Source organism: Bacillus sp. A01H (genome assembly GCF_045277205.1).
Taxonomy (GTDB): domain Bacteria; phylum Bacillota; class Bacilli; order Bacillales; family Bacillaceae_G; genus Bacillus_A; species Bacillus_A paranthracis.
Genome location: NZ_CP117702.1, coordinates 520,447 through 542,469 on the forward strand (window position 1 = coordinate 520,447; position 22,023 = coordinate 542,469).

37 protein-coding genes are annotated in these 22,023 nt (G+C 33.5%); 33 read left to right on the forward strand and 4 right to left on the reverse strand.

Features of this window, described 5'->3' with window-relative positions; genetic code table 11:
* Positions 1-26: 26 nt before the first annotated feature.
* Positions 27-1,154, reverse strand: a complete 1,128-nt coding sequence (gene yfkAB, locus PSR14_RS02790) for a radical SAM/CxCxxxxC motif protein YfkAB (protein ID WP_000156010.1) — start codon at positions 1,152-1,154, stop codon at positions 27-29.
* Between the two features lie 213 nt (positions 1,155-1,367).
* Here yfkAB and PSR14_RS02795 point away from each other — a divergent pair, with 213 nt between their 5' ends.
* The 5 genes from PSR14_RS02795 to rlmD all read left to right on the forward strand — a co-directional run bounded on the left by PSR14_RS02795 (position 1,368) and on the right by rlmD (position 6,499).
* Complete coding sequence (locus PSR14_RS02795) at positions 1,368-1,550, forward strand: SE1561 family protein (RefSeq protein ID WP_000513558.1); 183 nt, start codon at positions 1,368-1,370, stop codon at positions 1,548-1,550.
* Between the two features lie 206 nt (positions 1,551-1,756).
* Positions 1,757-3,277, forward strand: a complete 1,521-nt coding sequence (gene fumA, locus PSR14_RS02800) for a class I fumarate hydratase (protein WP_000413517.1) — start codon at positions 1,757-1,759, stop codon at positions 3,275-3,277.
* 126 nt (positions 3,278-3,403) lie between these two features.
* Positions 3,404-4,186 (forward strand): delta-lactam-biosynthetic de-N-acetylase, encoded by a 783-nt coding sequence (gene pdaA, locus PSR14_RS02805; RefSeq protein WP_000681213.1) that lies wholly within the window; start codon positions 3,404-3,406, stop codon positions 4,184-4,186.
* 59 nt (positions 4,187-4,245) lie between these two features.
* Positions 4,246-5,109 carry a DNA-3-methyladenine glycosylase gene (locus PSR14_RS02810; RefSeq protein WP_000269439.1) on the forward strand — a complete coding sequence of 288 codons (864 nt, stop codon included), beginning with the start codon at positions 4,246-4,248 and terminating at the stop codon, positions 5,107-5,109.
* Between the two features lie 10 nt (positions 5,110-5,119).
* On the forward strand, positions 5,120-6,499 hold the full coding sequence (gene rlmD, locus PSR14_RS02815) for a 23S rRNA (uracil(1939)-C(5))-methyltransferase RlmD (protein ID WP_073541433.1): 1,380 nt from the start codon (positions 5,120-5,122) through the stop codon (positions 6,497-6,499).
* A gap of 60 nt (positions 6,500-6,559) precedes the next feature.
* On the opposite strand, the gene PSR14_RS02820 is transcribed toward rlmD, so the two are convergent.
* A complete protein-coding gene (locus tag PSR14_RS02820) occupies positions 6,560-7,684 on the reverse strand; it encodes a site-specific integrase (protein WP_073541435.1) in 1,125 nt (374 codons plus the stop codon).
* Between the two features lie 303 nt (positions 7,685-7,987).
* On the opposite strand from PSR14_RS02820, the gene PSR14_RS02825 reads away from it, so the two are divergent.
* Entirely contained in the window at positions 7,988-9,151 is a 1,164-nt protein-coding gene (locus PSR14_RS02825) for a homing endonuclease associated repeat-containing protein (protein ID WP_073541437.1), read from the forward strand.
* Between the two features lie 207 nt (positions 9,152-9,358).
* On the opposite strand, the gene PSR14_RS02830 is transcribed toward PSR14_RS02825, so the two are convergent.
* Positions 9,359-9,703 carry a helix-turn-helix domain-containing protein gene (locus PSR14_RS02830; RefSeq protein WP_073541480.1) on the reverse strand — a complete coding sequence of 115 codons (345 nt, stop codon included), beginning with the start codon at positions 9,701-9,703 and terminating at the stop codon, positions 9,359-9,361.
* Positions 9,704-10,194: 491 nt separating this feature from the next.
* Here PSR14_RS02830 and PSR14_RS02835 point away from each other — a divergent pair, with 491 nt between their 5' ends.
* The 3 genes from PSR14_RS02835 (at position 10,195) to PSR14_RS02845 (ending at position 11,829) form a co-directional block, all read left to right on the forward strand.
* Positions 10,195-11,334 (forward strand): AimR family lysis-lysogeny pheromone receptor, encoded by a 1,140-nt coding sequence (locus tag PSR14_RS02835; protein WP_073541439.1) that lies wholly within the window; start codon positions 10,195-10,197, stop codon positions 11,332-11,334.
* 2 nt (positions 11,335-11,336) lie between these two features.
* On the forward strand, positions 11,337-11,480 hold the full coding sequence (locus PSR14_RS02840) for a hypothetical protein (RefSeq protein WP_169509329.1): 144 nt from the start codon (positions 11,337-11,339) through the stop codon (positions 11,478-11,480).
* Positions 11,481-11,706: 226 nt separating this feature from the next.
* Positions 11,707-11,829 carry a hypothetical protein gene (locus PSR14_RS02845; RefSeq protein WP_257147409.1) on the forward strand — a complete coding sequence of 41 codons (123 nt, stop codon included), beginning with the start codon at positions 11,707-11,709 and terminating at the stop codon, positions 11,827-11,829.
* A gap of 18 nt (positions 11,830-11,847) precedes the next feature.
* On the opposite strand, the gene PSR14_RS02850 is transcribed toward PSR14_RS02845, so the two are convergent.
* Positions 11,848-12,201, reverse strand: a complete 354-nt coding sequence (locus tag PSR14_RS02850; protein WP_073541441.1) for a helix-turn-helix domain-containing protein — start codon at positions 12,199-12,201, stop codon at positions 11,848-11,850.
* Between the two features lie 212 nt (positions 12,202-12,413).
* Here PSR14_RS02850 and PSR14_RS02855 point away from each other — a divergent pair, with 212 nt between their 5' ends.
* The 24 genes from PSR14_RS02855 (at position 12,414) to PSR14_RS02970 (ending at position 21,888) form a co-directional block, all read left to right on the forward strand.
* Positions 12,414-12,665 (forward strand): helix-turn-helix domain-containing protein, encoded by a 252-nt coding sequence (locus PSR14_RS02855; protein WP_239695311.1) that lies wholly within the window; start codon positions 12,414-12,416, stop codon positions 12,663-12,665.
* A complete protein-coding gene (locus PSR14_RS02860; RefSeq protein WP_073541443.1) occupies positions 12,662-13,012 on the forward strand; it encodes a helix-turn-helix domain-containing protein in 351 nt (116 codons plus the stop codon). Before PSR14_RS02855 ends, PSR14_RS02860 begins: the two co-directional genes overlap by 4 nt.
* Positions 13,009-13,176, forward strand: a complete 168-nt coding sequence (locus PSR14_RS02865) for a hypothetical protein (RefSeq protein ID WP_169509328.1) — start codon at positions 13,009-13,011, stop codon at positions 13,174-13,176. Before PSR14_RS02860 ends, PSR14_RS02865 begins: the two co-directional genes overlap by 4 nt.
* Positions 13,177-13,205: 29 nt before the next feature.
* Positions 13,206-13,382: a hypothetical protein gene (locus PSR14_RS02870; protein WP_073541445.1), complete on the forward strand. Its 177-nt coding sequence runs from the start codon at positions 13,206-13,208 to the stop codon at positions 13,380-13,382.
* Between the two features lie 4 nt (positions 13,383-13,386).
* Complete coding sequence (locus PSR14_RS02875; protein ID WP_098487780.1) at positions 13,387-14,124, forward strand: DnaD domain-containing protein; 738 nt, start codon at positions 13,387-13,389, stop codon at positions 14,122-14,124.
* Positions 14,063-14,938: an ATP-binding protein gene (locus tag PSR14_RS02880; protein WP_073541449.1), complete on the forward strand. Its 876-nt coding sequence runs from the start codon at positions 14,063-14,065 to the stop codon at positions 14,936-14,938. Before PSR14_RS02875 ends, PSR14_RS02880 begins: the two co-directional genes overlap by 62 nt.
* A gap of 15 nt (positions 14,939-14,953) precedes the next feature.
* A complete protein-coding gene (locus PSR14_RS02885) occupies positions 14,954-15,148 on the forward strand; it encodes a hypothetical protein (protein WP_073541451.1) in 195 nt (64 codons plus the stop codon).
* Positions 15,149-15,172: 24 nt separating this feature from the next.
* Positions 15,173-15,346, forward strand: a complete 174-nt coding sequence (locus tag PSR14_RS02890; RefSeq protein ID WP_000805172.1) for a DUF3954 domain-containing protein — start codon at positions 15,173-15,175, stop codon at positions 15,344-15,346.
* Between the two features lie 14 nt (positions 15,347-15,360).
* Positions 15,361-15,615: a hypothetical protein gene (locus tag PSR14_RS02895; RefSeq protein WP_073541453.1), complete on the forward strand. Its 255-nt coding sequence runs from the start codon at positions 15,361-15,363 to the stop codon at positions 15,613-15,615.
* Between the two features lie 11 nt (positions 15,616-15,626).
* Positions 15,627-16,046: a hypothetical protein gene (locus tag PSR14_RS02900; protein WP_073541455.1), complete on the forward strand. Its 420-nt coding sequence runs from the start codon at positions 15,627-15,629 to the stop codon at positions 16,044-16,046.
* 15 nt (positions 16,047-16,061) lie between these two features.
* Positions 16,062-16,544 carry a nucleoside triphosphate pyrophosphohydrolase family protein gene (locus PSR14_RS02905; RefSeq protein WP_406644142.1) on the forward strand — a complete coding sequence of 161 codons (483 nt, stop codon included), beginning with the start codon at positions 16,062-16,064 and terminating at the stop codon, positions 16,542-16,544.
* A gap of 39 nt (positions 16,545-16,583) precedes the next feature.
* Complete coding sequence (locus PSR14_RS02910) at positions 16,584-16,982, forward strand: hypothetical protein (RefSeq protein WP_000726815.1); 399 nt, start codon at positions 16,584-16,586, stop codon at positions 16,980-16,982.
* A 540-nt stretch (positions 16,983-17,522) separates the two neighbouring features.
* Positions 17,523-17,702 carry a hypothetical protein gene (locus PSR14_RS02915; RefSeq protein ID WP_074604278.1) on the forward strand — a complete coding sequence of 60 codons (180 nt, stop codon included), beginning with the start codon at positions 17,523-17,525 and terminating at the stop codon, positions 17,700-17,702.
* A 35-nt stretch (positions 17,703-17,737) separates the two neighbouring features.
* Positions 17,738-17,941, forward strand: coding sequence for a hypothetical protein (locus tag PSR14_RS02920; RefSeq protein ID WP_000662952.1), 204 nt, complete (start codon positions 17,738-17,740; stop codon positions 17,939-17,941).
* 518 nt (positions 17,942-18,459) lie between these two features.
* A complete protein-coding gene (locus tag PSR14_RS02925) occupies positions 18,460-18,759 on the forward strand; it encodes a hypothetical protein (protein ID WP_000060527.1) in 300 nt (99 codons plus the stop codon).
* Positions 18,760-18,807: 48 nt separating this feature from the next.
* A complete protein-coding gene (locus PSR14_RS02930; RefSeq protein WP_000275021.1) occupies positions 18,808-18,993 on the forward strand; it encodes a hypothetical protein in 186 nt (61 codons plus the stop codon).
* Between the two features lie 20 nt (positions 18,994-19,013).
* Positions 19,014-19,208: a hypothetical protein gene (locus tag PSR14_RS02935; RefSeq protein ID WP_014481556.1), complete on the forward strand. Its 195-nt coding sequence runs from the start codon at positions 19,014-19,016 to the stop codon at positions 19,206-19,208.
* 36 nt (positions 19,209-19,244) lie between these two features.
* Positions 19,245-19,454 (forward strand): hypothetical protein, encoded by a 210-nt coding sequence (locus tag PSR14_RS02940; protein WP_074604283.1) that lies wholly within the window; start codon positions 19,245-19,247, stop codon positions 19,452-19,454.
* A gap of 119 nt (positions 19,455-19,573) precedes the next feature.
* Positions 19,574-19,849, forward strand: a complete 276-nt coding sequence (locus PSR14_RS02945) for a hypothetical protein (protein WP_000389465.1) — start codon at positions 19,574-19,576, stop codon at positions 19,847-19,849.
* A 405-nt stretch (positions 19,850-20,254) separates the two neighbouring features.
* On the forward strand, positions 20,255-20,377 hold the full coding sequence (locus PSR14_RS02950) for a DUF3983 domain-containing protein (protein ID WP_072192226.1): 123 nt from the start codon (positions 20,255-20,257) through the stop codon (positions 20,375-20,377).
* Between the two features lie 20 nt (positions 20,378-20,397).
* Positions 20,398-20,580: a hypothetical protein gene (locus PSR14_RS02955; RefSeq protein ID WP_071679573.1), complete on the forward strand. Its 183-nt coding sequence runs from the start codon at positions 20,398-20,400 to the stop codon at positions 20,578-20,580.
* Positions 20,581-20,684: 104 nt separating this feature from the next.
* Positions 20,685-20,855, forward strand: coding sequence for a hypothetical protein (locus PSR14_RS02960; RefSeq protein WP_000866511.1), 171 nt, complete (start codon positions 20,685-20,687; stop codon positions 20,853-20,855).
* 23 nt (positions 20,856-20,878) lie between these two features.
* Positions 20,879-21,349: an ArpU family phage packaging/lysis transcriptional regulator gene (locus tag PSR14_RS02965; protein ID WP_073541466.1), complete on the forward strand. Its 471-nt coding sequence runs from the start codon at positions 20,879-20,881 to the stop codon at positions 21,347-21,349.
* A complete protein-coding gene (locus tag PSR14_RS02970) occupies positions 21,346-21,888 on the forward strand; it encodes a tyrosine-type recombinase/integrase (RefSeq protein WP_001028518.1) in 543 nt (180 codons plus the stop codon). The genes PSR14_RS02965 and PSR14_RS02970 overlap by 4 nt, the downstream gene beginning before the upstream one ends.
* Positions 21,889-22,023: the final 135 nt, after the last annotated feature.

Consider the following 22,023-nt stretch of genomic DNA (forward strand, 5'->3'; position numbering starts at 1 on the left):
ACGTCAGCTTATAAGCTGACGTTTTTTTATAATGTAATATTTGCTGTTTTTGATAAGAAATCTTCGGTTGGATAGTAGCTGTTTTTTACAAGAACATTCGGTCCAAGACATTTTACTGCTGGACAGTGACAGCTTAATGATTTTGCTGTTTTTGAAGCGCTCCATTTTTCATACGCTTCTTGTAACGTATTTGTTTGAATGTTACCTAGAAGTGGAACATCACCAAAGTCCGTTACAATAATATTTCCATCAAAAATATTTACATTTAAACGAGAACGGCCATCTGGATCGTTACGAACAGTTACATTTTTGCTCTTTTGTAATTTTTTAAATGTGGCAATGTCTCGCTCATCATCGCTACAAGCATAGAAAGGTAAAGTTCCAAATAACATCCATACATTTTCATCGCGAATTTCTAGTAAATGCTCAATTGCATCACGAATTTCAGCTTTTGTTAAAATCTCTAGATTACTCGCGAAGTCACTTGGATACATTGGGTGAACCTCATGACGTTTACATCCCATTTCATCAACGATTTGACGATGAATATGCTCAATGTGTGGTAGAGTTCGTTTATTCAACATCGTTTCGGCTGATACGAGTACACCTGCATCTGATAGAGCTTTACTATTTGTGATCATACGTTCAAATAATTTTGCACGCTGTTCATACGTAGGTTTACGCTCCATCATTGCAAATCCGCCTTCAACGAAGTCGTCAATTGTTCCCCAGTTATGAGATATATGCAATACGTCTAAATAGGGAATAATTTGTTCGTAACGTGCTAAATCTATAGTTAAGTTTGAGTTGATTTGAGTGCGAACACCTCGTTCGTGGGCGTATTTTAAGAGTGGTGTTACATAGTTGTCGACGGATTTTTTTGAAAGCATAGGTTCTCCGCCAGTAATACTTAAAGAACGTAAATGAGGAATCTCATCTAATCGTTTTAATAAAAGATCCATCGGAAGCGGATTCGGGTCTTTCGGCTGTAACGTGTAACCAACAGCGCAATGCTCACAGCGCATATTGCATAACGTCGTTGTTGTAAACTCAACATTTGTTAATAGTAGTTTGCCGTACTCTTCAAGGTCCATATACGCTTCCCATGGATCGTAAGAAGGAGTAATCGGCTTCATTTTTTGTGATATCGTCATATGAAATACTCCTTTGACTATTGAAATAACAATTTGTCCATCCTCTATAATAGAAGAATATGTGCTTTTTATAAAGCGAAACTTTTTAGAGGAAAAAGAGAGAGGGCTTACATTATAGTGAATAACCGTGACAAAATTGATGAAATTACATACCCATTGTAATCATTTTTGCGGTATAATAAAAGCAACTCGAATTAAAAGGAGAGTGCCTTCATGGGAAAAGCAATTCAAGATAAAGATACACAATTAGTATATTTAAAAGAACGTTTAAATATGTTCATTGAAGTAATTGATACAATTGAACCTGAAGAAGTAGAATTAGAAGATGTAGATCGTCTTCTTGCAATGCTAGATGAATTAGAATTAAAATGTGAGCAATTTAAAAAAGACGAATAATATATTAAAAAGGCTGCCAATTCCAATTTGGTAGCCTTTTTCTGTGCGGATAATAGAAGGACGATAGAAAAAGAGGTATAATCAAGTTGTGAAAAATTTCATGTATGCTTGAATAGCGTGAAACAAATAAAAAGCTGCAGAGCATAATAGTGGAAATTTCAGCTCATAACGTTTTGGTAGCGTTCACAATTGAGGGGGAAGTAACAATGGAAAAGCTTCAAGAAAGCATGTATCAACTAATTGTTGAAACGTCAACGAACTTACCGAAAGATGTTCGTCGTGCGATTCAACAAGCGAAAGAGCGAGAAAATGCAGGGACTCGTTCTGCGATGGCACTTGGCACAATTACAAATAATATTAAAATGGCTGATGATAACATCTCGCCAATTTGCCAAGATACAGGGATGCCAACGTTTAAAATTTATACACCAGTTGGTGTGAATCAATTAAAGTTGAAGGAAGCTATCTATAATGCGCTTGAGCGGGCGACAAAAGATGGTAAACTTCGTCCAAATTCTGTTGATTCTCTTTTTGGAGACAATAGTGGAAATAATTTAGGACCAGGTACACCGGTTATTAAGTTTGAACAATGGGAAAAAGATTATATTGATGCACGTTTAATCCTAAAGGGGGGTGGCTGTGAGAATAAAAATATTCAGTATAGCTTACCGTGTGAACTAGAAGGACTTGGACGAGCTGGCCGCGATTTAGAAGGGATTCGTAAATGCCTTCTTCATGCGGTATATCAAGCACAAGGTCAAGGATGTAGTGCAGGTGTAATTGGTGTTGGTATCGGGGGAGACCGCACATCAGGTTACGAATTAGCAAAAAATCAATTATTCCGTACATTAGATGATGTCAATCCAATCCCAGAATTACAACAACTTGAAGAATATGTATTAGAAAATGCGAATAAGCTTGGCATTGGTACGATGGGATTTGGCGGAGAAACAACTTTACTTGGCTGTAAAATTGGCGTGTATAACCGTCTGCCAGCTAGTTTCTACGTATCTGTGGCGTATAATTGCTGGGCATACCGTCGCCTTGGTGTAACAATCCATCCTGAAACAGGTGAAATTATGGATTGGTTATATCAAGAAGGTGAAGATACACTGGAGCAAGAAGTACAAGAAAAAACGGAGCAGCGTGAAATTGTATTACAAGCGCCAATTACAGAAGAGCAAATTCGTGAACTTCGCGTTGGTGATGTTGTAACAATTAATGGCATGATGTATACAGGTCGTGACGCAATTCATAAGCATTTAATGGATAACGATTGTCCAGTAGATTTAAATGGACAAATTATTTACCACTGTGGTCCAGTTGTTGTGAAAGATGAAAATGACAATTGGCAAATTAAAGCGGCAGGTCCAACGACAAGTATTCGTGAAGAACCGTACCAAGGTGATATTATGAAGAAATTCGGTATTAGAGCTGTCATTGGAAAAGGCGGCATGGGTGCGAAAACATTAGCAGCTTTAGAAGAACACGGTGGTGTATATTTAAACGCAATCGGTGGTGCAGCGCAATATTATGCTGAATGTATTAAAGAAGTGAAAGATGTTGATTTCTTACAATTTGGTATTCCAGAGGCAATGTGGCATTTACGTATCGATGGATTTAAAGCAGTTGTAACGATGGATTCTCACGGTAATAGCTTACATGCAGATGTTGATAAAACATCACTTGAAAAATTAGCTAGCTTTAAAGAGCCAGTATTTAAGTAAACAAAAATGCATCTCGAACGATTCGAGATGCATTTTTTTGGTATATATAGAAAAACATGTTCAGCATGAAAGAATGCGTAGCAACAGAAACTACGAGTACGATTATATATGGAAAGGAGACTATTTATGAAACATAAATGGTTATATATCGGTCTCATTTTTTCAATTATGATGGCACTTGTTCCAGTTTCGGCACTAGCTTATACAAATACTCCACATAACTGGGGAATCCCGCGCCCTAAAAATGAAACAGTACCAGATGCAGGAAAGTTATATACAGATTTGCTACAAAAAAATGGTGGTTTTTATTTAGGGGATACGAAGAAAAAGGATATTTATTTAACATTTGATAATGGATATGAGAATGGATACACAGGAAAAATCTTAGACGTATTAAAAGAGAAAAAAGTACCAGCAACTTTCTTTGTAACGGGGCATTATATTAAAACACAAAAAGATTTATTGTTAAGAATGAAGAATGAAGGACACATTATTGGAAACCATTCGTGGAGCCATCCTGATTTCACAGCGGTAAATGATGAGAAACTTCGTCAAGAATTAACGAGTGTAACGGAAGAAATTAAAAAAGTAACCGGGCAAAAAGAAGTGAAATATGTACGTCCTCCGCGCGGCGTATTTAGTGAAAGAACGTTAGCTCTTACGAAAGAAATGGGCTACTATAATGTATTTTGGTCACTTGCATTTTTGGATTGGAAAGTGGATGAGCAAAGAGGGTGGCAATATGCTCATAATAATGTTATGACGATGATTCATCCAGGATCTATTTTATTACTTCATGCAATATCAAAAGATAATGCAGAAGCACTTGCGAAAATCATTGATGATTTGCGCGAGAAAGGGTATCATTTTAAAAGTCTAGATGACTTAGTAAAAAGCAATCAACCGTAAGCATGTATGCTTGCGGTTTTCTCATGCTATAATGATGTGTAAAAAGGATGGGGAAACGTATGTGGAGCGAACATGTTACGTTAGAGTATCCGTATCATTTTGAAGAAGTATTAAAACGTTTATCTTTTGATCCTCTTAACGTCATTCAATTAGATGAGAAAGTTATTTATGTCCCGCTTTGTATAGACGAGGAACAGATTGTTGTTCGCCTGCAAGGGATTGGTACTGTTCAAAATCCACAGTTTTGGATTTCTAGTCAGACAGGAGATCCAGAGAAAGTTATGAAACGAATGAGGGCCATTTTTCATTGGAATGAACCGTTTCAAGATATACAAAATCATTTTTTAAACACATCATTACGTCCACTATTTGAAACATATGCTTATACTCCAATTATTTTAGAATTTGATTATTTTGCTTGTCTTCTTCGCTGTATCATTCATCAACAAATAAATTTGAAATTTGCTACTGTGTTAACAGAACAGTTTGTGAAACGATATGGAACAGAAAAGAACGGTGTATTCTTTTTCCCCACTCCAGAAATAGTAGCAAATATTTCAATAGAGGAATTGAGAGAGCAGAAGTTTAGTCAGCGAAAGGCTGAATATATAGTAGGATTAGGTCGAAGTATTGCCAGCGGTACATTAAATTTAGCGAGTATAGAAACCAAGGCGGAAGAAGAGATTTCAGCACAATTGTTACCAATTAGGGGGATTGGTACATGGACAGTGCAAAATTTTTTAATGTTTGGGCTTGGACGGAAAAACATGTTTCCGAAAGCGGACATTGGGATTCAGCGTGCAGTACAAGGTGTATTTCAATTAGATGATAAGCCTGATGATGCATTTTTAGAAAAAGTGAAACAAGAGTGTGAACCATACTGCAGTTATGCAGCGTTATATTTATGGAAAAGTATAGAGTAGAGGTGTAATAATGATACAAAAGCAACATGAGAGTAAGTTGGAAGTTGGTCAAACGTTCCCTGTGACAATTAAACGTCTTGGGATTAACGGAGAAGGCGTTGGTTATTTTAAGAGACAAGTTGTTTTCATTCCAGGGGCATTACCAGGAGAAGAAGTTGTTGCAGAAACAACGAAAATTCAGCGTGGCTTCGCTGAAGCGAAAGTGAAAAAAGTTCGTAAAGCTTCACCACATCGTGTGAAAGCACCATGTCCGGTATATGAAGAGTGTGGCGGTTGCCAATTGCAACATTTAGACTATAAAGAACAATTAAATCAAAAGCGTGATATCGTTGTACAAGCATTCCAGAAGTATATGAACAACGGTTTGGAAGAGAAAATTCGTCCGACGCTTGGCATGGAAAATCCATGGCATTATCGTAATAAGAGTCAACTACAAGTGGGGCGTAAAGACGAAAAGGTTATTACAGGACTGTATAAACAAAATTCACATCAGTTAATTGATATTGCTCATTGTATGATTCAACATAAAGCAACGAATGAAGCGACAAAAGTTGTAAGACGTATTTTAGAAAAATTAAATGTTTCTATTTACAATGAGAAAAAACAAAAAGGTTTAGTACGTACAATTGTGACACGTACTGCAGTTCAAACAGGGGAAGTACAAGTTACACTTATTACAACAAAAGAAGAGTTGCCAAATAAAGAACAATTTATTGCAGAAGTACAAAAACAGATGCCAGCTGTTAAATCAATTATGCAAAATGTAAACTGGCGTAAAACATCTGTTATTTTCGGTGATAAAACATTTAAATTAGCTGGAAAAGAAGTAATTCAAGAAACACTTGGTGATTTATCATTTGAATTATCAGCACGTGCATTCTTCCAGTTGAATCCAGAACAAACGGTTGTTTTATACAATGAAGCGAAAAAAGCCGCTGCTTTAACTGGCAATGAGAAAATTGTAGATGCGTATTGTGGTGTTGGTACAATCGGACTTTGGCTTGCAAATGATGCAGCGGAAGTACGTGGTATGGATGTAATTCCAGAAGCAATTGCAGACGCAAGAAAAAATGCGAAGCGTCACGGATTTACAAATACGAAATATGAAGCAGGTAAAGCTGAACAATGGCTACCGAAATGGGTAAAAGAAGGATGGCGTCCAGATGTAATTGTTGTCGATCCACCTCGTACAGGTTGCGATGATAAATTACTGGAAACAATTTTAAAAGTGAAGCCGAAACAAGTTGTTTACGTATCTTGTAACCCTTCTTCATTAGCACGTGATGTACAAGCGTTAATGAAGAGCTATGAAGTGGAATATGTACAACCAGTTGATATGTTCCCGCATACAGCTCATGTTGAGAATATAGTCAAATTAACCCTGAAATAAAGGGGTTTTAATAAGATTGTTGATGGGTTTGACCACATTCTGACCACATCAACAATTTTTTTATGATTTTAATGCCTCACTTAGCTTTAAAACAGCACTTTCTTGCATATCTATAGTAACATGACTGTAAGTGTCTAATGTGGTCTTAATTGAACTATGTCCTAAACGCTCACTTACGATTTTCGGATTAATACCTAGCTTCAATAAGATCGTTGCATGTGTATGTCGTAAGTCGTGAAACCTAATTTGAGGTACATCGGCTTTTTTTATAAATTGATTAAAAGTAGTTGTCATAGTTCGTGGTAATATTGGTTGTCCAGTTTCTTTAGCGAAAACCAAATCATTGTCCTCGTATGACTGCCCAAATAATAATTTGAACTCATTTTGTTTAGCTTTATAAGACTTAAATTCTTTACATAAGTTTTGATCGATAGAAATTAAACGTTTTGATCCATGTGTTTTGGGTTCTGTAAATCTAAATCCATTCTCATCATAAATAAGTGTTTCTGTAACGCTTATTTTACCTTCATTCAAATCGAAATTCTTCCACTTTAGACCAAGTATTTCACCACGTCTCATACCTGTATTTAATGCCAATAAGAAAAGATGATAATAGATGACATTTTCAAATTTTGTCCGATTTAAGAATCTTTTCGTTTCTTCAATTGACCACGTAGAATTGACCACTTTTCGTGGTCGAGGTATTTCCACATGTTGAAATGGGTTTTTAAATAGGAGCTCCCACCTAACAGCGTCTTCTAATGCTCCTTTTAAAACAATAAAAATATATTCAATATAAGCAGGTGACAACCCTTCATCAATTAATGACTTAACAAATCGTTGTCCATGCAAGGGTTTTAAATCTTTTAATTTGTGCGAACCAAGCACAGGTATAATTCGACTATTTACAGCTCTTTTATAATTGGTGAATGTAGTTTCTCTTACTCTTTGTTTAGCTGTATTTTCTAGCCATTCTTGTAAATACTCACTAAGAGTAAAATTCTTATCATCAACTAGACTTCCAGTATTAAATTGATGGATAAGTTCATTGCATGCACGTTCAGCTTCTTTCTTTGTTTTAAAGCCTGATGCCGTTTTTTGTTTTCTCTTTCCAGTGATAGGATCTTTCCCAATATCAATAGTAAATGACCACTTTTCACCACGTTTTCTAAAGTATCCTTTCATTATCCATACCTCCTTGAACTAATAGTATTCTAATGGCACAAATAATTCCAGTATCACAAAAAGAAAAAAGACACCCATTGAGTGTCTTTGTGGTAAAATATATGTATCCATACTTCTGAGTCCACATAATTTGTGGGCTTTTTTTATTGATACAAAATCAGTACTTTATTAAAAGTTATTTAGAATTAATTAATAATGACGTTCTTTTAGGATGGGCAAGAACAGTCAAGTTAGATTATACTAAAAATATAAATAATTTATTATGATATGACGACTGTTAAATGTTTGGTGGTGTGACATTATATGAAGTATTCAAATGATGAATTAATTTGCATAATACAGGAAACGGCGAAAGGATTAGATAGAAGTCCTAAAGTTAGTGATATTAGCCAATCTCATACTATAATTAATCGATTTGGTTCATGGAACGAAGCGTTAAAAAAAGCTGGTTTAAACATAAATAAAGAACGCTCTTACCGAACGTATTCTGACATAGAATTAATTAATATAGTAGTAAGGTGGATTAAAGAAAATAATAAAATACCTAATCGCAAAGAGTGGTGTAATGTTGCTGATGTGCCTAGCCCAGAACTATATAGAGTACGTTTTAAAAAAACTTGGGCTGAATTTATCGAAATGATTGGTTATGGAGAAGCTTCTAAAAATCATTACCGCTTCAAAAATGCTAATATTTCAAATGAAGAAATAATGGATATGTTTAAAGAAGAAATCAACTATATTTTAAAAATTACAAGTGGAGCAATAACTTCTAAACTATATGATAAACATAAAAATCCCGATTTTTTATCTTCATCTGGTATGATGGATCGTTTTAATAAAAAGTGGTCAGATTTGCTGTTATTATCCAATTGTCCTAAATCACGAATTAATAAATATAAATTTTCTAGAAAAGAATTGATTACTATTATTAGTGATCTTGCTATTAAATTAAATAAAACCCCTTCATTGCTTGATTTATCGAAAGAAGGGATAACTGACCAACAAATATATGCTATATTTACTTCTTATGAAGAAGCCTTAAAAGAAGCCAATGTAAATATAGTATTTTCAAAAGTAGATGAAGTTAAAGAAACAAAAGAAGAACTTTTACAGATGTACATTAATTTTTGCGAAAAGATAGGCAAAGTAGCTAGTGCGAAAGATTTAGATCGAAGTGATGAGATATATAATGCAAATGTTTTCTCGATAAGGTTTAATGGATTAAATAATTTAAGAAAACAAGCTAATTTACCAACATGCGTAAGAACACAACCTAAATACTCTAAAAATGAATTGAATAAAATACTTATTTCTTTATATAAAGAAAAAGGTAGAAGACTAAAAAACAAAGAATTATTAGAGTACAAATTATATACAACGACTATTATGCGATATTTTGAAACAACTAGTATGAATAATGTTTGGGGACAAATTGAGAAAAACATGTTTGATGCTACTAAAACGTAAAAAAGGCACCTTAGGGTGTCTTTTTTTTTGGGTGACTCCTATTATGTAAATTTATTGAGCTAAGCATAACAAATCTATTTACGCAAATTTGTCATATTATGTCGAATTTGCGAATAAAAAAAGAGAGCGTACAGCTCTCTTGCTCAAATTGTAAAAATAAGAAAATTTTACAATTTGAAATTGGAAATGATTTCTTCTAAAATCAAATCATAGTATTTCATTATTCTCACCCAAGAAACGAACATAATAATCAAGTTGCTTGCAAAAGTTTTTTCTTTGCTGTTCAGATAACACCCCATATGTTTTCTGAACACGAAGCAAAGTATTATGTAACATTTCATCATCCGAATTATCAATGCGACCTGTAAGCACATCTAGTGTTACATTGAAATAGGAAGCGAGGCGAAATAATGTAGTGAGATCAGGCTCAGAAAAACCATTTTCGTAATTGTTTATTTGGCTTCTACTAAGGTTTAGTTCATGAGCTAAATCTTCTTGCCTTAACGAACGACTTTTTCTTAACGTTTTTAAAGTTTCACTAAATGTCTTCATAGTACAAGTATAATTATAGACATATTGATATACTATAAATGATAGATTTACTGTCATTTATAGTGTATTGATAGAAAATGTATTTAAAACTCAAAATAAAATAGAACAAAAGTTCGGTTTTGTGGTATTATATCTATAAAGTATAAAAATAACAATATGAAAAGTTGCATATCCAACTAAATCTTGATTTATAGCGATAAAAAAACTTTCTCAACATTTAATTGATAATTATTTTATTAAAATTTTAAAAATTCGTGATAGTATGGAAGTAACTAAAAATGAACGAAAAAAGACCCATATGAGCGTGTTCAAGAGGTGTCTGCTAAACGTTCTCTTGAACCGTTCCCTAACCAGTACTTAGGAAACACTTTGCTACATACGAGTCACATCTAAGTATAACATAAAAAATAAATATTCTCTTCTCGTATTTTGTTTCCAATTTTTTTGAATTGTTAGGTGGTGTCCGTGTTCGGGAAAAGGAAGTGTTTCTAGTGAAGAGTTTAATGAAACAAATAAAGGAGCGAATAAAAAAAGAAGAATTAACGTTTCCTGACTTAGAAAGAAAAACCGGAGTAGATCGTGTAGTGATAAATGATGCGATTACTGGAAAAACAGCAGAAATGAAATTGGAGAACTTTTTGTGTGTAGTGTCTGAAATATACAAGGACGTTAAAGAAAGAAATGAGATAATCAGGCGATTTATTACACTATGTAAAAAGAATCTAAATGTTAGGAAGGCTTTGTGTTATTGCCAAGGAACTGGAGAATATGAAGTAATAGATTATTTAGTTAATAAACATAGTGATTGTAAGTTATTAAATAAACACTTGAAAGCGTATAAATTATTTAATAAAAGAAATTTGGATAAAAAACGTGGACAGCCTTTACTGGATGAGATTAATAAAAGAGTATTTCCGAATGATCCAGAATGCCAAGTAGTTATTAATATTCTTTATGCATTGTCGATGCATGATATTTTTAATATAAGAGCAATGAATCCATACCTAGATAAGGTAGAGAAAAATTTAGTAGAGATTAAGGATGGATTTATAAGAAATTGGCTTAGTATGTATTTTAACGAACGTATGGCCTATGTGAATTTATTTGATGATAAATTAGAATTATGTAGAGAGAAATGCCTTAAAATATTAGATAATGAAATGGAAGTCCCAATAACCAAAGCAACTGCATTATGCTGTATGGGAGAAAGTTATATGTTCTTGGATGTATTAAAATCAGAAAAATATTTATTGGATTGCATAAAGTATTTAGAGGACAATGGCATAGGAAGAGAAAGCCGGAAATATAAATCATTCCAATCTACTTTAGCCTTTCTTTATATAGATAATGGATTTAATCTTGATAAAATAAAATTTGAATACCTTGATACATCTGAAATAGGGTATTTCGAAGGATTATATGGTGACAAAAATAAAGCTTTAAAAATATTTAAACAGTTAGCTGTAGAAAGAAAAATGGATTCTCCGTTCACAATGTACTATATTTCCAGAATTAACAATGATATACTAGGATTAAGGGAATCTTTGAGGCGTTTTGAGCGTGTTGGTAATTATCATTATGCTAATGCGGTGAGACGGACGTTAGCAAGTATAGTTGAAAGAGTGGGATGAATATGAAAAAAATTAGTATGGTAGTATTATCTATTCTGACTGTAATGACTTTAACTTTAAATGTTAGTGGAGAAACAAAGGATAGTAAAAGCCAATTAGCTAAACATGAAGTGCAATATATGATGGTTGAACCAGGTGGTTCTTAAAAATTAAAATAATAATGAAAAAAGAGACGTTGCGTAAATCGCAGCGTCTTTCGTACTTTTTAGGGACTGTAGGTTTTTTATTAACGTAAAAAAAACCGACACCTATTTTTTTCCAAATATTATTTTATAAAGAATTTAGTGCTTAATATAATTTGCTATAAAGAAAAAACTCTAAAAATTATTAAATTAAAAACAAAATATACAGAGGGTGTAGGGGGAAGTTATAATGGTAAAAGAACAAGTAGCAAAAGAAGCTGCAATTAAGTTGTTATTAGAGGGAAATACTCCTAATACTGAGGAACAATTAAAACACTTACTAGACGGTGTGTTTAAAATAAAAAAAGACTAACCATAGAGGTTAGCTTTTTTATTTTTGTTCTTTATTTTGTTGATACTGTACATACATTTCTAACTGTTCCCAAGCTTTTTTCTGTTCTTCTTCTGATAATTTAGAGATTAATTGTTCAATCTTTTTCCCCATTGCTGTTGCTTGTTTATCTTGTTCTGCTGTTAATCTTTCATCAGTGGATCTTCCTAATAGATAATCTACAGATACTTTATAGATATCAGCTAGTTTAGATAAAGTATCATAGTCAGGTTTTCGTCTCCCGGATTCATAACTAGAAAGAGTCCCACGGTGTATTTCTAGTTTTTCTGTTATATATGTTTGCGTGTAGCCGCTTTTTTCACGGCAAGCTCTCAATCTTTCTCCTAGAGTCATAAATTTATTCCCCTTTATAAATAAATTTCTATGTGTGTCTTACATTACATTCGAATTGTTGTTAATTACAGTATATATACTTTCTGACGACTTTACACTGTTTTTTATCAAATTGATAAAAAAAATATAACAAAATGACAAAAAACATGTTTACTTCTTCAGATTGACGACATATAATGAAAATAACAAATCGTCATAATGACGACTTGGAGGTGAAACATTTGTCTATAGGCATGAGAATACGTGATATACGTAAAAAAAAGAAAATAACTCAGGGAGAATTAGCAAGAATGCTAGGTTTTAGTGGTTCTTCAGCTATTTCTTATATTGAAAATGGTCAGCGTAAACTAAACGCCGATAAAATTCCAAAATTAGCGGAAAGCCTGGGGATAACTATTGAAGAAATTTTTTTGAATGAAAGTCGTCAAAATGACGACAGAAAGAGAAAGGATGAAGAATCATGAAAAATTCAACAGTTCAAATAGCGTTAGCAGTCACAAAGTTTTCAGCTCAAAAAGGATGGAGCGATGAAGAATTTTGGGAGGCGATTGAGTTACTTCGTTTTAATAAAGAAGATGCAAGACAAACAGCAATAGAAAAATTAGATGCTATCCCGGTTACTTACGATAGTACAAACGATTATCCAATTATGTTGAAAGTAGATCATGTAGCAGAAGTATTAGGAATTTCACAAAGAAAAGCATACGACATTATGGATCAAAAAGGTTTTCCTTTAGTGAAAATCGGGAGAAAGAAAGTAGTTCCAAGGGATGCATTCTTTAATTGGCTAGAAAAGGGGGTGTCAGCATGATGGAAGATACAACATCATTAGCCATATTCGCAATGTTTATTGCATGCAGTGTATCGCTACTTTACATTACTTATGAACCAATAAAGCGATGGGCTTGGAGTGATGTAAAACAAAATAAAAAGACCCATGGCTGTGGGTCCTTTAAGAAAAAACACTTGTTATAAGTATATCACGGAAAGTAGGGAAATAGTACATGTGTTTAACTGAATATCAAGTGCTATTACCTAATAAATTCTGGGACTTAGCAAAAAGCAAAGAAGAATTAAAACAAATGATTGAACAGTATTTCAAAGTTGGTTATCCGCATTATGAAATTCAACGAATTATCAAAAGTGGACAAGCATATGTGGCAGTTTGTACGAGGAGGTAAATGAATGGCTACTTTTCGAGTTAATAAAGATAAGAACTACACGACAATAAATAATACAGGTCTTAAAGATACAAGGTTAAGTTGGAAAGCGAAAGGGATTTTAGCGTATATTCTTACACTTCCAGATGATTGGATTTTTTATATGGAAGAAGTAACAAAGCATTCTAAGGATGGTATAGCAAGTTTGAAAGCTGGAATGAAGGAATTAAAGGAATGTGGTTATGTTAAACGATTCCCAATTAAAGGAGAAGACGGAAAGATTAGCAAATGGGAAATGATTATATACGAAGTACCACAAGTCGAAAAACCACTAGTAGAAAATCAACTAGTGGAAAAACCATCAGTGGAGAATCTACCAGTAGAAAATCAACCACTACTAAGTACTAAAGAACTAAGTACTAATATACAAAGTAGTAGTAGTAGTAGCATCTTCTCTTTCTACGAAAATAATTTCGGTATTTTAAATTCATTCATAGCCGAAAGTATTGCTCAATGGGTAAACGATACAAGCGAAGAACTTGTACAAGCAGCTATGGAACGTGCTTTGAAACAGCAGAAGAAATGGAATTATGCTGAGGGAATTTTAAAACAGTGGGTTAACAAAAACATTCGTACTTTAGCTGATGTGAATGCAGCAGAAATAGAGTTTAAAAACAAAGGTAAAAAAGGAGCGAATAGAAATGGCAACACCAATGAAAAAGCTGGCGGAATCCCTGGAATCGAAGGTGACTTACCATTCTGATCAATGTATGAATCACTCTTATGAAATAGGTGGACAAACCATCATTAAGCCAGTTCAAATGATTATTTATCAAGGGAAACCTGTTTGCCCAAGATGTGTAGTTGAGCAAAACAATAAGGTTTTGGAAGAGCAAGCTAATGCTCATTATAAAAAGATTAGCCGTTTACAGAAATTTAACATGCTGGAAAAGGCTAGTGTTATTACAAATAAGAAAATTCCTCTTTCGAGATTATCTGATTACAGGACCGGGTGTGATGAAACGATTAGTCACAAGAAAGCTGTGGAAGAAACTTTGGAGGACTTAAAGAATGGCGAAATTAGAAAAGTTGTATTTACAGGAAATCAAGGGACGGCAAAAAGTTTCCTAGCATACAGCATGCTTCATGAATTAAATCAATATTTTTGGGACATCAGTCAAAAAGAAGAAAATTATCACCTTATGAAAAGTTGCTTGTACGTTGAATTAGAAGCAATAACAAGAATGATTATGGATTCTTTCGATGATAAGAGCAGTAAATATACACTTCAATATTTCGTTCAATTAATTGGACAAGCTGATTTTGTAGTATTAGATGATCTTGGGGCTGAAAGTGGTTCAACAGATTCAAATAGACAAGCTTCCGATTTCATACAACGTCTATTATATGCGGTATCAAATGCTAGACAAGGAATGAGTACATTTACAACAACGAACTTTACTGGAAAACAACTTTTTAATAAATACGATGCTAAAACAGTTAGTCGCTTATTAGGTGATTCAAAGGTATTGAAATTTACGACAGCTGATCAAAGGCTTGCTAATTTAGGTTTCTAATAAGGAGGAATAAGCATGTGTGTATTATGTCATGATACAGGAATTATTCGTAAAGAAACTTATCCGGGTGTAACTTTAACAGAAGGTTGTAACTGTGAAGTAGCAAAGCAACAGCAAGAGGAAAACGATAAGCGTTGGCAAGCATGGTTAATAAAATTTGAATCAATGAAAAAAGAATTAGAAAGAAGCAAACAACAAAAAGCTAGTTAACAAGAAAAGGAGGATTTCAGTCGTATGAAGCCTACGAAAGTTGAAATCGATGTTACGGATAATAAAATTTATGTGGTTAAAAATGGTGAGGTTACTCCGCTGAATCCTCCAGCAACTGGATTTGGAGAACAAATAATTACTTGGCAAGGCGGGAAAGTTGATCGTGTATCAACTACAATCACTGAAAAAATTAAATAACTGGGGATGCGATTATGAAGCAATTAACTATTGATGATGTTGTAGGTAGTTTCGACTACAATGCGATAAGTACCAGTGAAAAGTTTTTGAATCCAAGCTATGAAGTACATTTCTATGATAAAGAGGAACGGCAAAAGATGGATTGTTTTGATGCTAAAAATGAAAACGAAGCTTGGGAAGCGACGTTAAAAGAGCACGGGAAAGGTATTCAGAAGATTAGGATAAATTATTCGAATCGTAGCAGAGCTGAATTTTTGGCACTGGATTAGGAGGGAAAGTGATGGCTTTCAATCGTTGGTTAACTGATGAGGAATATCAACAAGCTGAATCAAACGGTATTAGTAGAAGAGTTCTCTACATGAGAATGTACAGATACGGTTGGGATATACAAGAAGCATTGACTACACCACCTAGAACATATTGGCATATGAGCGAAGGGAAAGAGAATAAGTGGTTGAAACTAGCGACGGAAAACGGAATTAATTCAAGTACTTTTTACAGCAGGGTAAATAATGGTTGGGAACCTAAAGACGCGGCAAGTATTCCGACACGTAAACAAATGGACAGGAAGGAACTTGTTAAGATTGCTGAATCAAATGGCATAAGCGTAAGTACTTTCAGATCAAGGTTGAGTTATGGATGGGAACCGATAAAAGCAGCTACAACACCAGCTAATGGAAAAAATAAAAATATTAGTTAAGAGGAGTAGATGAAAATGAAAGTTATGGAAAACGGTGTATTGGAAGCAACGAAATTAATTAGTGAAGCAAGAAAAGGCGAACAGGTTATAAAAGAAGCTACTGTTTTACAAATCGCAAGCAATTTATCAATCGATGAATTAAACGATTATCAGGAAGCAACTTTACGAACTTGGAATAACAAAACTGATTTTGGAGGACGTGTTTCAAATGCAGCTTTAGGACTTACAGGTGAAGCTGGTGAAGTTGCTGATATTGTTAAAAAAGCAATTTATCATGGACATGGCTTCCAACCATCGCATTGTCCAGGAGAAGAGGACGGAAACACTTATAAATTAGCCTTAGAGCTTGGAGACATTCTGTATTATTTATCGATTATGGCACACGAACTAGGATATACGTTACAAGATATTGCTGAAATGAATATCGCAAAATTAGCTAAAAGATATCCGGATGGATTTAGACGAGAAGCAAGTCAAGCACGTGTTGATGTGAAGTAAGACCAAATTTGAATTTTATTAAGAAATGGGGAGCGGAAAATGAAAAAGAAAATAATTGCAGGTTTAATGTCTATTATAGCAATAACGGGTTTAGCGGGTTGTAGTACAGAAGCAGATACAGTTTCACAAAATTTATCTAAATCAGCTGATTCATTTGAGGTTCAACGAAGAGTAGTGTTCTTCAATGGTATAACTGATAAATACCTCTTAAGTATTGAGGGATTATGCGCTTTAGACGCTGGTGATGGGAAAAAGATAACTGTAACTTGCAAGACTGGTGATGGTAAATATAAGAAACATTACCTTGGATTAAGTGATAATGTGAGTTACTTCATAGAACAAACAGATGCTAAATACGAAGATGCATACCATTACAAAGTACTTTTTAGACCGGAAGAAATTATTCCAGATATTAAGTTGCAGACAAGTAATAAATAAATTACCTTTATGAGTTTATATGATGAAGTTTTGAAGAGTAAAACTAAACAAAAGCGTTATTCTACAGAAAAAGAGCAGCTAGCGCTGGCTAACTATCTTGTCATAAAACAAAATAAATCCAGATAAATGGAACAAGAATTATAATACTACAAGATAAAAATAAAGGGTGTAATAAAATTTTCTTCATGAATTTTCACCTTTCAAGTATGTTGTTCTAGTTTGTAAATTAACATTTTGTATTCTATAGACTCATTAATTTTTTTACTATTTAAAAGTATGACAATAACCTTACAAATTTGTAAGACTTCAAAAATAGTTAGATTAAAATTAAATAAAATAGTTATTTTGTGATGAATAAATAAAAGAACCCGCTGGTTATAAACGAGTTCTTCGTAACAGGTGCACCAGGAACACCAGGAAGCTGGTCCAGAGCAATCTAGGTATTCACTTGGATGATATTACTATATGTAAAATGGGGAAAACGGTTAATGAAATTTAAACAAAATTCTTATTTTGTATAAAAGCGAGGGGGAATAGTTAATGATGATGAAACCTGAGCAAGCAGATAGACTTTTTTATTTATATGATAACGGGACGGACTCAGGATTTAATGATTACTTCAAAGAAGTTCAAAAAGAAACTGGGTTAACTTATGAAAGAATGTGCCAACTATTATACTTTCGAGAAAAACAAAACGAAGTGTTTAAGAAAGAAAACTAAACAAAATCTTTATTTTGAAAAAGGAGCTACAAATTATGAAAGAACAAATTAAAAAGAATTTTACTTATCATCCGCCAAAAGAGGGACAAATAGAAAAGTTTGTAGATATTAGAAATGAAGCTTTACATTTCGCAAATTTGATTGATGGATCATGTCCGAATAGTCGCGAGAAATCATTAGCTTTAACAAAACTCGAAGAAGCTGTTTTTTGGGCTAATGCAAGCATTGCAAGGAATTAATTAATACAAAAACGTTGTTTTGGAGGGGAATGGAACGGATGAGACATACAAGAAATGGACAAATGGTTAAATTGGGTCATAAGAACTTTAAGTATGTAGCTAATAATAAAATTTCATTAATGCGTAAAATCGGATATAAGTGTTTTGGTAAAGGCAGTAAGTAAGACAAAAACGTTATTTAGACATAAAAAAAGAGCACATATATATTGTGCTCTTGGACAAGAAAGGTAGATTTCTATGAGTGGAGAGTTTCTCCATACAATAACATATGCTTGTCCAGTTAAAAGGTGAAAAGTATTTTTCGAAACCAACAATAAATGAATAGAGCGCCTTGGGAGAAATAAAACGAAAACTTTATTTGAAAGTAAATAAAAAAGAGCACACATATAAGTGTGCTTTTAGCCTAAAAGGTTTGAACGTATGGACTGGAGTGCCCCATACAATAATATATGCTTGTCTGATTTAAGGGTGCAAAGTTTTTTATAAAAACGCTATTTTATTAGAAAAGGAGAATGGATATGTCTCTAGTAGAGAATTTAAAGGAACTCCAAGAAAAAGCCATCGATGAAAAGGTATTGGAATTTGCGGAAGAAATGGAAATCGTAATAACTAAAAGTGCTGCAAGTGGATATTCAGGTCATAGGTATAAAATTCATAATGAAAATCCAAATCGGCATATGATGTTTTCAAAAATATTTATAGAAAAGTTACAAGAATTACTGGACGGTGTGAATGTTGAATTTAAGGAAGAAGAAAAGAAAAATATTTTAGGCGGATCGTACTACGAACATTACATCCGTTTTAAGTGGAATGACTAATTTCTTAATAAAAACTTCATTTTAGTAGAAAGCGAGGTGGTGAGTTAAATGTATATAGCAACTGTTTTGCTCTTAGCGTTTGTATGGTGCATTAGCATAGTATCATTATCAGTTTATACTACAGCATATTTTTGTGTTGAGCAGTCGAAAGGGCATCTGTATAGAGCGCTTTTAGCTGGAATTGCTGTAGTTTTATCGATGATCGCAATTTACTTATACATTTCTAACGTTTAATTGAACTGGAGGTTGTGATGGTGAAAGTAAAGGAGTACGCCGTTTATAAAGGTGAATCATTCGTGTGTGTCGGGACCATATTGCAATGCGCTCAACATATGGGCGTACGTCCTGAAACTGTTAAATTCTATAAGACACCTGCATACAAGAGACGAGTAGTGGAACGGAAGAATGCTAGAAATTTTATAACTGTTACGGAACTTGAGGAAGATTAATATAAAAATTTCATTTTGTAGAAAAGGAGAATGGATATGAAAACACTTAAAGAAATCGGCTTTTTACAAACAGGAATGATTTTAGTGGATTATAAAGGAAATGAAGGTGCAATTACAGGAATCACAAGGATAGAAGGTTTTGGTTATGGTGTAAAATTTGATAACGAAAAGGATCGCATGCAAATGTGGGATTGGAATCGCCTTAGAGATGATGTGTACGTGAAGGATGGGACTTATAAAGAATAAGAGCAGCTAGCAAAAGCTAACTGCTCTCCGAAAGAAACGTTAAGAAGGAAGTTCAATCATTAAGTGTTATGTATAGTATGGACAAGATTTTGGGCTTTATTCAAGGGGGAATAAAGATTTTGGAAGATATAAAGTGGCATGAAGCAGAAGAGAATAATGATGGTATTAAAACAATTGCAATGATTGAACTTGATAAGAAATTAAAAGGTGTAACAATGTATGGATACAACAGGATAGTTGGTTATAACGGTATTTTAAAAGGTGAAAAAGTTCTCTATAAAGGAGAAGAATATACCGTGGTAATGGTATCGAGATTAGGGGACTTTGGTTTATCTAAAACAGGAGAATTGCCATACATTTTACGTGCTTGCCCAAAAGACGTTGTAAAAAAATAAAAGAGCGGCTAGCAAAAACTGACCGCTCCGTTTTGACAAAAGATTCCGGGCAGAAATCACTGCTAAGATAACTGCTTATGGTTAGTATGGTACAAAATCACGATTAGTATTCAAAAATAAAGAGCAGCTAGCAAAAGCTAACTGCTCAGGTAATGGAGAAAGATTACCATGTCATCTATAGTATTGACGGAATATTTGGGTTTATTCAAGCGTTAAAAAAAGCCAGGATTTCTCCCAGCAAGTCATAGGGTATTCGTCTATAAACGAATTTACTTATATTGTAACGTAATATCTAACTGTATGAGATGTTAATATTATTAAGTTTTTAACAAGATAATTACATTTATTAACTAATGTTTAAGTCAGTTTTAAACAAAATAATCCTTTTAAAGCGAGGTTGGGAGAATGAAAGCTTTGAAGAAAAGAAAAATTAGAAAAGCAATTGCTCGTCGCACAAAAGAAGTGGAGAAGTATCAAGTTAATAAAGCTTGGAGAAACATCTTTGTACAAGCTGGAATTATAAAATAGCGATACTGGAGGAATAGAAAATGAATAGTAAACAGTTTTTCGGAATGTATTGGGCTCTTTACTTAATCATTATGTTTGTGACCTTTAGTAACACCAAAAGCTTCATACAAGCGGGACTTGTTATGGTACTTGTAATTTTTATTTCAGAGGTCGATCATCGTTATGGATTTTATAAGGGAAGTAAGAAGGCTAAAAGCAAATAAATATAGTCCGGCTAGAAAACTAGAGGACACCAATTCATTAAAGCAGCAATTATTGTTGTTTTAGGAATAGGTGTCCTTTTTATTTTGAAAAGGGAGATGGGGAAATGAAGGTGCTAAGAGATCAGTTACGTGAGTGGGAAAAGCAATCAAAACAAGCAAAGAAGAAAAATAAGAAAAAACGAAAAGAGAAATTAAGTACTCGTGATATTGAAGATTTAATGGGGATTCGCGGACCACGATATGAACGTAGACGTGGAGCATTAAGACAAAAATAAAAATCATTTGGGAGGAATTCAATATGAATAAACAATTATCATTTAAAATGCCAGTTGTAGATGAAAAGGAGACAAAAAAAGCCGTAGAGGAAGTTTTTGAAGAGTATAGACGTTATTTAGCGACTATGTCACTCGACCTTTTACCAAAAGTGACACCATCTTATTCTATTATTCCTCCATGTGTTACTAACGAATTTAATAGTTCTACAGAGAACATCGCAATTGAAAGAATCGAATATGAACGTACTAGAGAGAAATTCATGAGATGGATTCATAGAGCTGTGAACAGATTACCAAATACAGAGCGGAAAATTGTAATTATGTTTTACATGAATGAAGAAATGGGATATGACCCTGACATAAGAGAAGAAATTGGGATAGGGAAAACAAAGTATTATCAGTTAAAAGGAAAAGCTATATTGCGTCTTGCGTTCAGTCTTAAGAAAGAAGTATTTAAACATGATACTGAAAGTGTAGAGGGGCAAAGCGCATGAACATTGTACAACCGATTCGCGATAAAGAAATAATACAAGAAATAAAAGAATTCTATAAGAAACAGAATGAGAGAAACTACATTCTGTTTCTTCTTGGTATTAATACAGGTTTCAGGATATCGGATATCTTGCGTTTACGCGTTCGTGATGTTGAGGGGTGGAATATTGTTATACGTGAAAAGAAAACAAGGAAAATCAAAGATGTGAAGATGCCTTCAGAACTGAAAAGAGCTATTAGGAATTATACAGAAGGAAAACCGAAGAATGAATATCTGATTAAGAGTAGAAATGGAAAGAATAAACCAATCACTCGTGCGATGGCTTATGTAATATTAAATCAAGCTGCAGAAGAGTTTGGATTAGAACGGATCGGGACTCATTCACTTAGAAAAACATATGGATATCATCATTACAAACAATTTAAAGATGTAGTTGCTTTACAAAAGATGCTGAATCATACAGATCAGAAAGAAACATTGAGATATATAGGAATGGAACAAGATACATTAAATGATTATCAAAGGAAGTTCAGAATCTAATTCCTTTATTTTTTTATCGCTTATTGAATTAGCTTTAAACTGAAAGTGTCAAATTCATTTTTATAAAATGCGAAATATATTGATATATCTAAGGTTAAACGGAATAGGTGAATTTAACACAATCTAGTTTATAGC

What these genes read in the sequence shown, in the direction of transcription:
- PSR14_RS02865 (WP_169509328.1), top strand. Translation starts at nt 13,009, where the DNA reads ATGATGGAAGATACAACATCATTAGCCATATTCGCAATGTTTATTGCA.
- pdaA (WP_000681213.1), top strand. Translation starts at nt 3,404, where the DNA reads ATGAAACATAAATGGTTATATATCGGTCTCATTTTTTCAATTATGATG.
- PSR14_RS02890 (WP_000805172.1), top strand. Translation starts at nt 15,173, where the DNA reads ATGAAGCCTACGAAAGTTGAAATCGATGTTACGGATAATAAAATTTAT.
- PSR14_RS02910 (WP_000726815.1), top strand. Translation starts at nt 16,584, where the DNA reads ATGAAAAAGAAAATAATTGCAGGTTTAATGTCTATTATAGCAATAACG.
- PSR14_RS02860 (WP_073541443.1), top strand. Translation starts at nt 12,662, where the DNA reads ATGAAAAATTCAACAGTTCAAATAGCGTTAGCAGTCACAAAGTTTTCA.
- PSR14_RS02950 (WP_072192226.1), top strand. Translation starts at nt 20,255, where the DNA reads ATGAAAGCTTTGAAGAAAAGAAAAATTAGAAAAGCAATTGCTCGTCGC.
- fumA (WP_000413517.1), top strand. Translation starts at nt 1,757, where the DNA reads ATGGAAAAGCTTCAAGAAAGCATGTATCAACTAATTGTTGAAACGTCA.
- PSR14_RS02850 (WP_073541441.1), bottom strand. Translation starts at nt 12,201, where the DNA reads ATGACTCTAGGAGAAAGATTGAGAGCTTGCCGTGAAAAAAGCGGCTAC.
- PSR14_RS02960 (WP_000866511.1), top strand. Translation starts at nt 20,685, where the DNA reads ATGAAGGTGCTAAGAGATCAGTTACGTGAGTGGGAAAAGCAATCAAAA.
- PSR14_RS02845 (WP_257147409.1), top strand. Translation starts at nt 11,707, where the DNA reads ATGGTAAAAGAACAAGTAGCAAAAGAAGCTGCAATTAAGTTGTTATTA.
- PSR14_RS02820 (WP_073541435.1), bottom strand. Translation starts at nt 7,684, where the DNA reads ATGAAAGGATACTTTAGAAAACGTGGTGAAAAGTGGTCATTTACTATT.
- PSR14_RS02900 (WP_073541455.1), top strand. Translation starts at nt 15,627, where the DNA reads ATGGCTTTCAATCGTTGGTTAACTGATGAGGAATATCAACAAGCTGAA.
- PSR14_RS02810 (WP_000269439.1), top strand. Translation starts at nt 4,246, where the DNA reads ATGTGGAGCGAACATGTTACGTTAGAGTATCCGTATCATTTTGAAGAA.
- yfkAB (WP_000156010.1), bottom strand. Translation starts at nt 1,154, where the DNA reads ATGACGATATCACAAAAAATGAAGCCGATTACTCCTTCTTACGATCCA.
- PSR14_RS02875 (WP_098487780.1), top strand. Translation starts at nt 13,387, where the DNA reads ATGGCTACTTTTCGAGTTAATAAAGATAAGAACTACACGACAATAAAT.
- PSR14_RS02880 (WP_073541449.1), top strand. Translation starts at nt 14,063, where the DNA reads ATGGCAACACCAATGAAAAAGCTGGCGGAATCCCTGGAATCGAAGGTG.
- PSR14_RS02920 (WP_000662952.1), top strand. Translation starts at nt 17,738, where the DNA reads ATGAAAGAACAAATTAAAAAGAATTTTACTTATCATCCGCCAAAAGAG.
- PSR14_RS02830 (WP_073541480.1), bottom strand. Translation starts at nt 9,703, where the DNA reads ATGAAGACATTTAGTGAAACTTTAAAAACGTTAAGAAAAAGTCGTTCG.
- PSR14_RS02940 (WP_074604283.1), top strand. Translation starts at nt 19,245, where the DNA reads ATGAAAACACTTAAAGAAATCGGCTTTTTACAAACAGGAATGATTTTA.
- PSR14_RS02895 (WP_073541453.1), top strand. Translation starts at nt 15,361, where the DNA reads ATGAAGCAATTAACTATTGATGATGTTGTAGGTAGTTTCGACTACAAT.
- PSR14_RS02905 (WP_406644142.1), top strand. Translation starts at nt 16,062, where the DNA reads ATGAAAGTTATGGAAAACGGTGTATTGGAAGCAACGAAATTAATTAGT.
- PSR14_RS02925 (WP_000060527.1), top strand. Translation starts at nt 18,460, where the DNA reads ATGTCTCTAGTAGAGAATTTAAAGGAACTCCAAGAAAAAGCCATCGAT.
- PSR14_RS02915 (WP_074604278.1), top strand. Translation starts at nt 17,523, where the DNA reads ATGATGATGAAACCTGAGCAAGCAGATAGACTTTTTTATTTATATGAT.
- rlmD (WP_073541433.1), top strand. Translation starts at nt 5,120, where the DNA reads ATGATACAAAAGCAACATGAGAGTAAGTTGGAAGTTGGTCAAACGTTC.
- PSR14_RS02930 (WP_000275021.1), top strand. Translation starts at nt 18,808, where the DNA reads ATGTATATAGCAACTGTTTTGCTCTTAGCGTTTGTATGGTGCATTAGC.
- PSR14_RS02840 (WP_169509329.1), top strand. Translation starts at nt 11,337, where the DNA reads ATGAAAAAAATTAGTATGGTAGTATTATCTATTCTGACTGTAATGACT.
- PSR14_RS02870 (WP_073541445.1), top strand. Translation starts at nt 13,206, where the DNA reads ATGTGTTTAACTGAATATCAAGTGCTATTACCTAATAAATTCTGGGAC.
- PSR14_RS02965 (WP_073541466.1), top strand. Translation starts at nt 20,879, where the DNA reads ATGAATAAACAATTATCATTTAAAATGCCAGTTGTAGATGAAAAGGAG.
- PSR14_RS02970 (WP_001028518.1), top strand. Translation starts at nt 21,346, where the DNA reads ATGAACATTGTACAACCGATTCGCGATAAAGAAATAATACAAGAAATA.
- PSR14_RS02955 (WP_071679573.1), top strand. Translation starts at nt 20,398, where the DNA reads ATGAATAGTAAACAGTTTTTCGGAATGTATTGGGCTCTTTACTTAATC.
- PSR14_RS02795 (WP_000513558.1), top strand. Translation starts at nt 1,368, where the DNA reads ATGGGAAAAGCAATTCAAGATAAAGATACACAATTAGTATATTTAAAA.
- PSR14_RS02885 (WP_073541451.1), top strand. Translation starts at nt 14,954, where the DNA reads ATGTGTGTATTATGTCATGATACAGGAATTATTCGTAAAGAAACTTAT.
- PSR14_RS02825 (WP_073541437.1), top strand. Translation starts at nt 7,988, where the DNA reads ATGAAGTATTCAAATGATGAATTAATTTGCATAATACAGGAAACGGCG.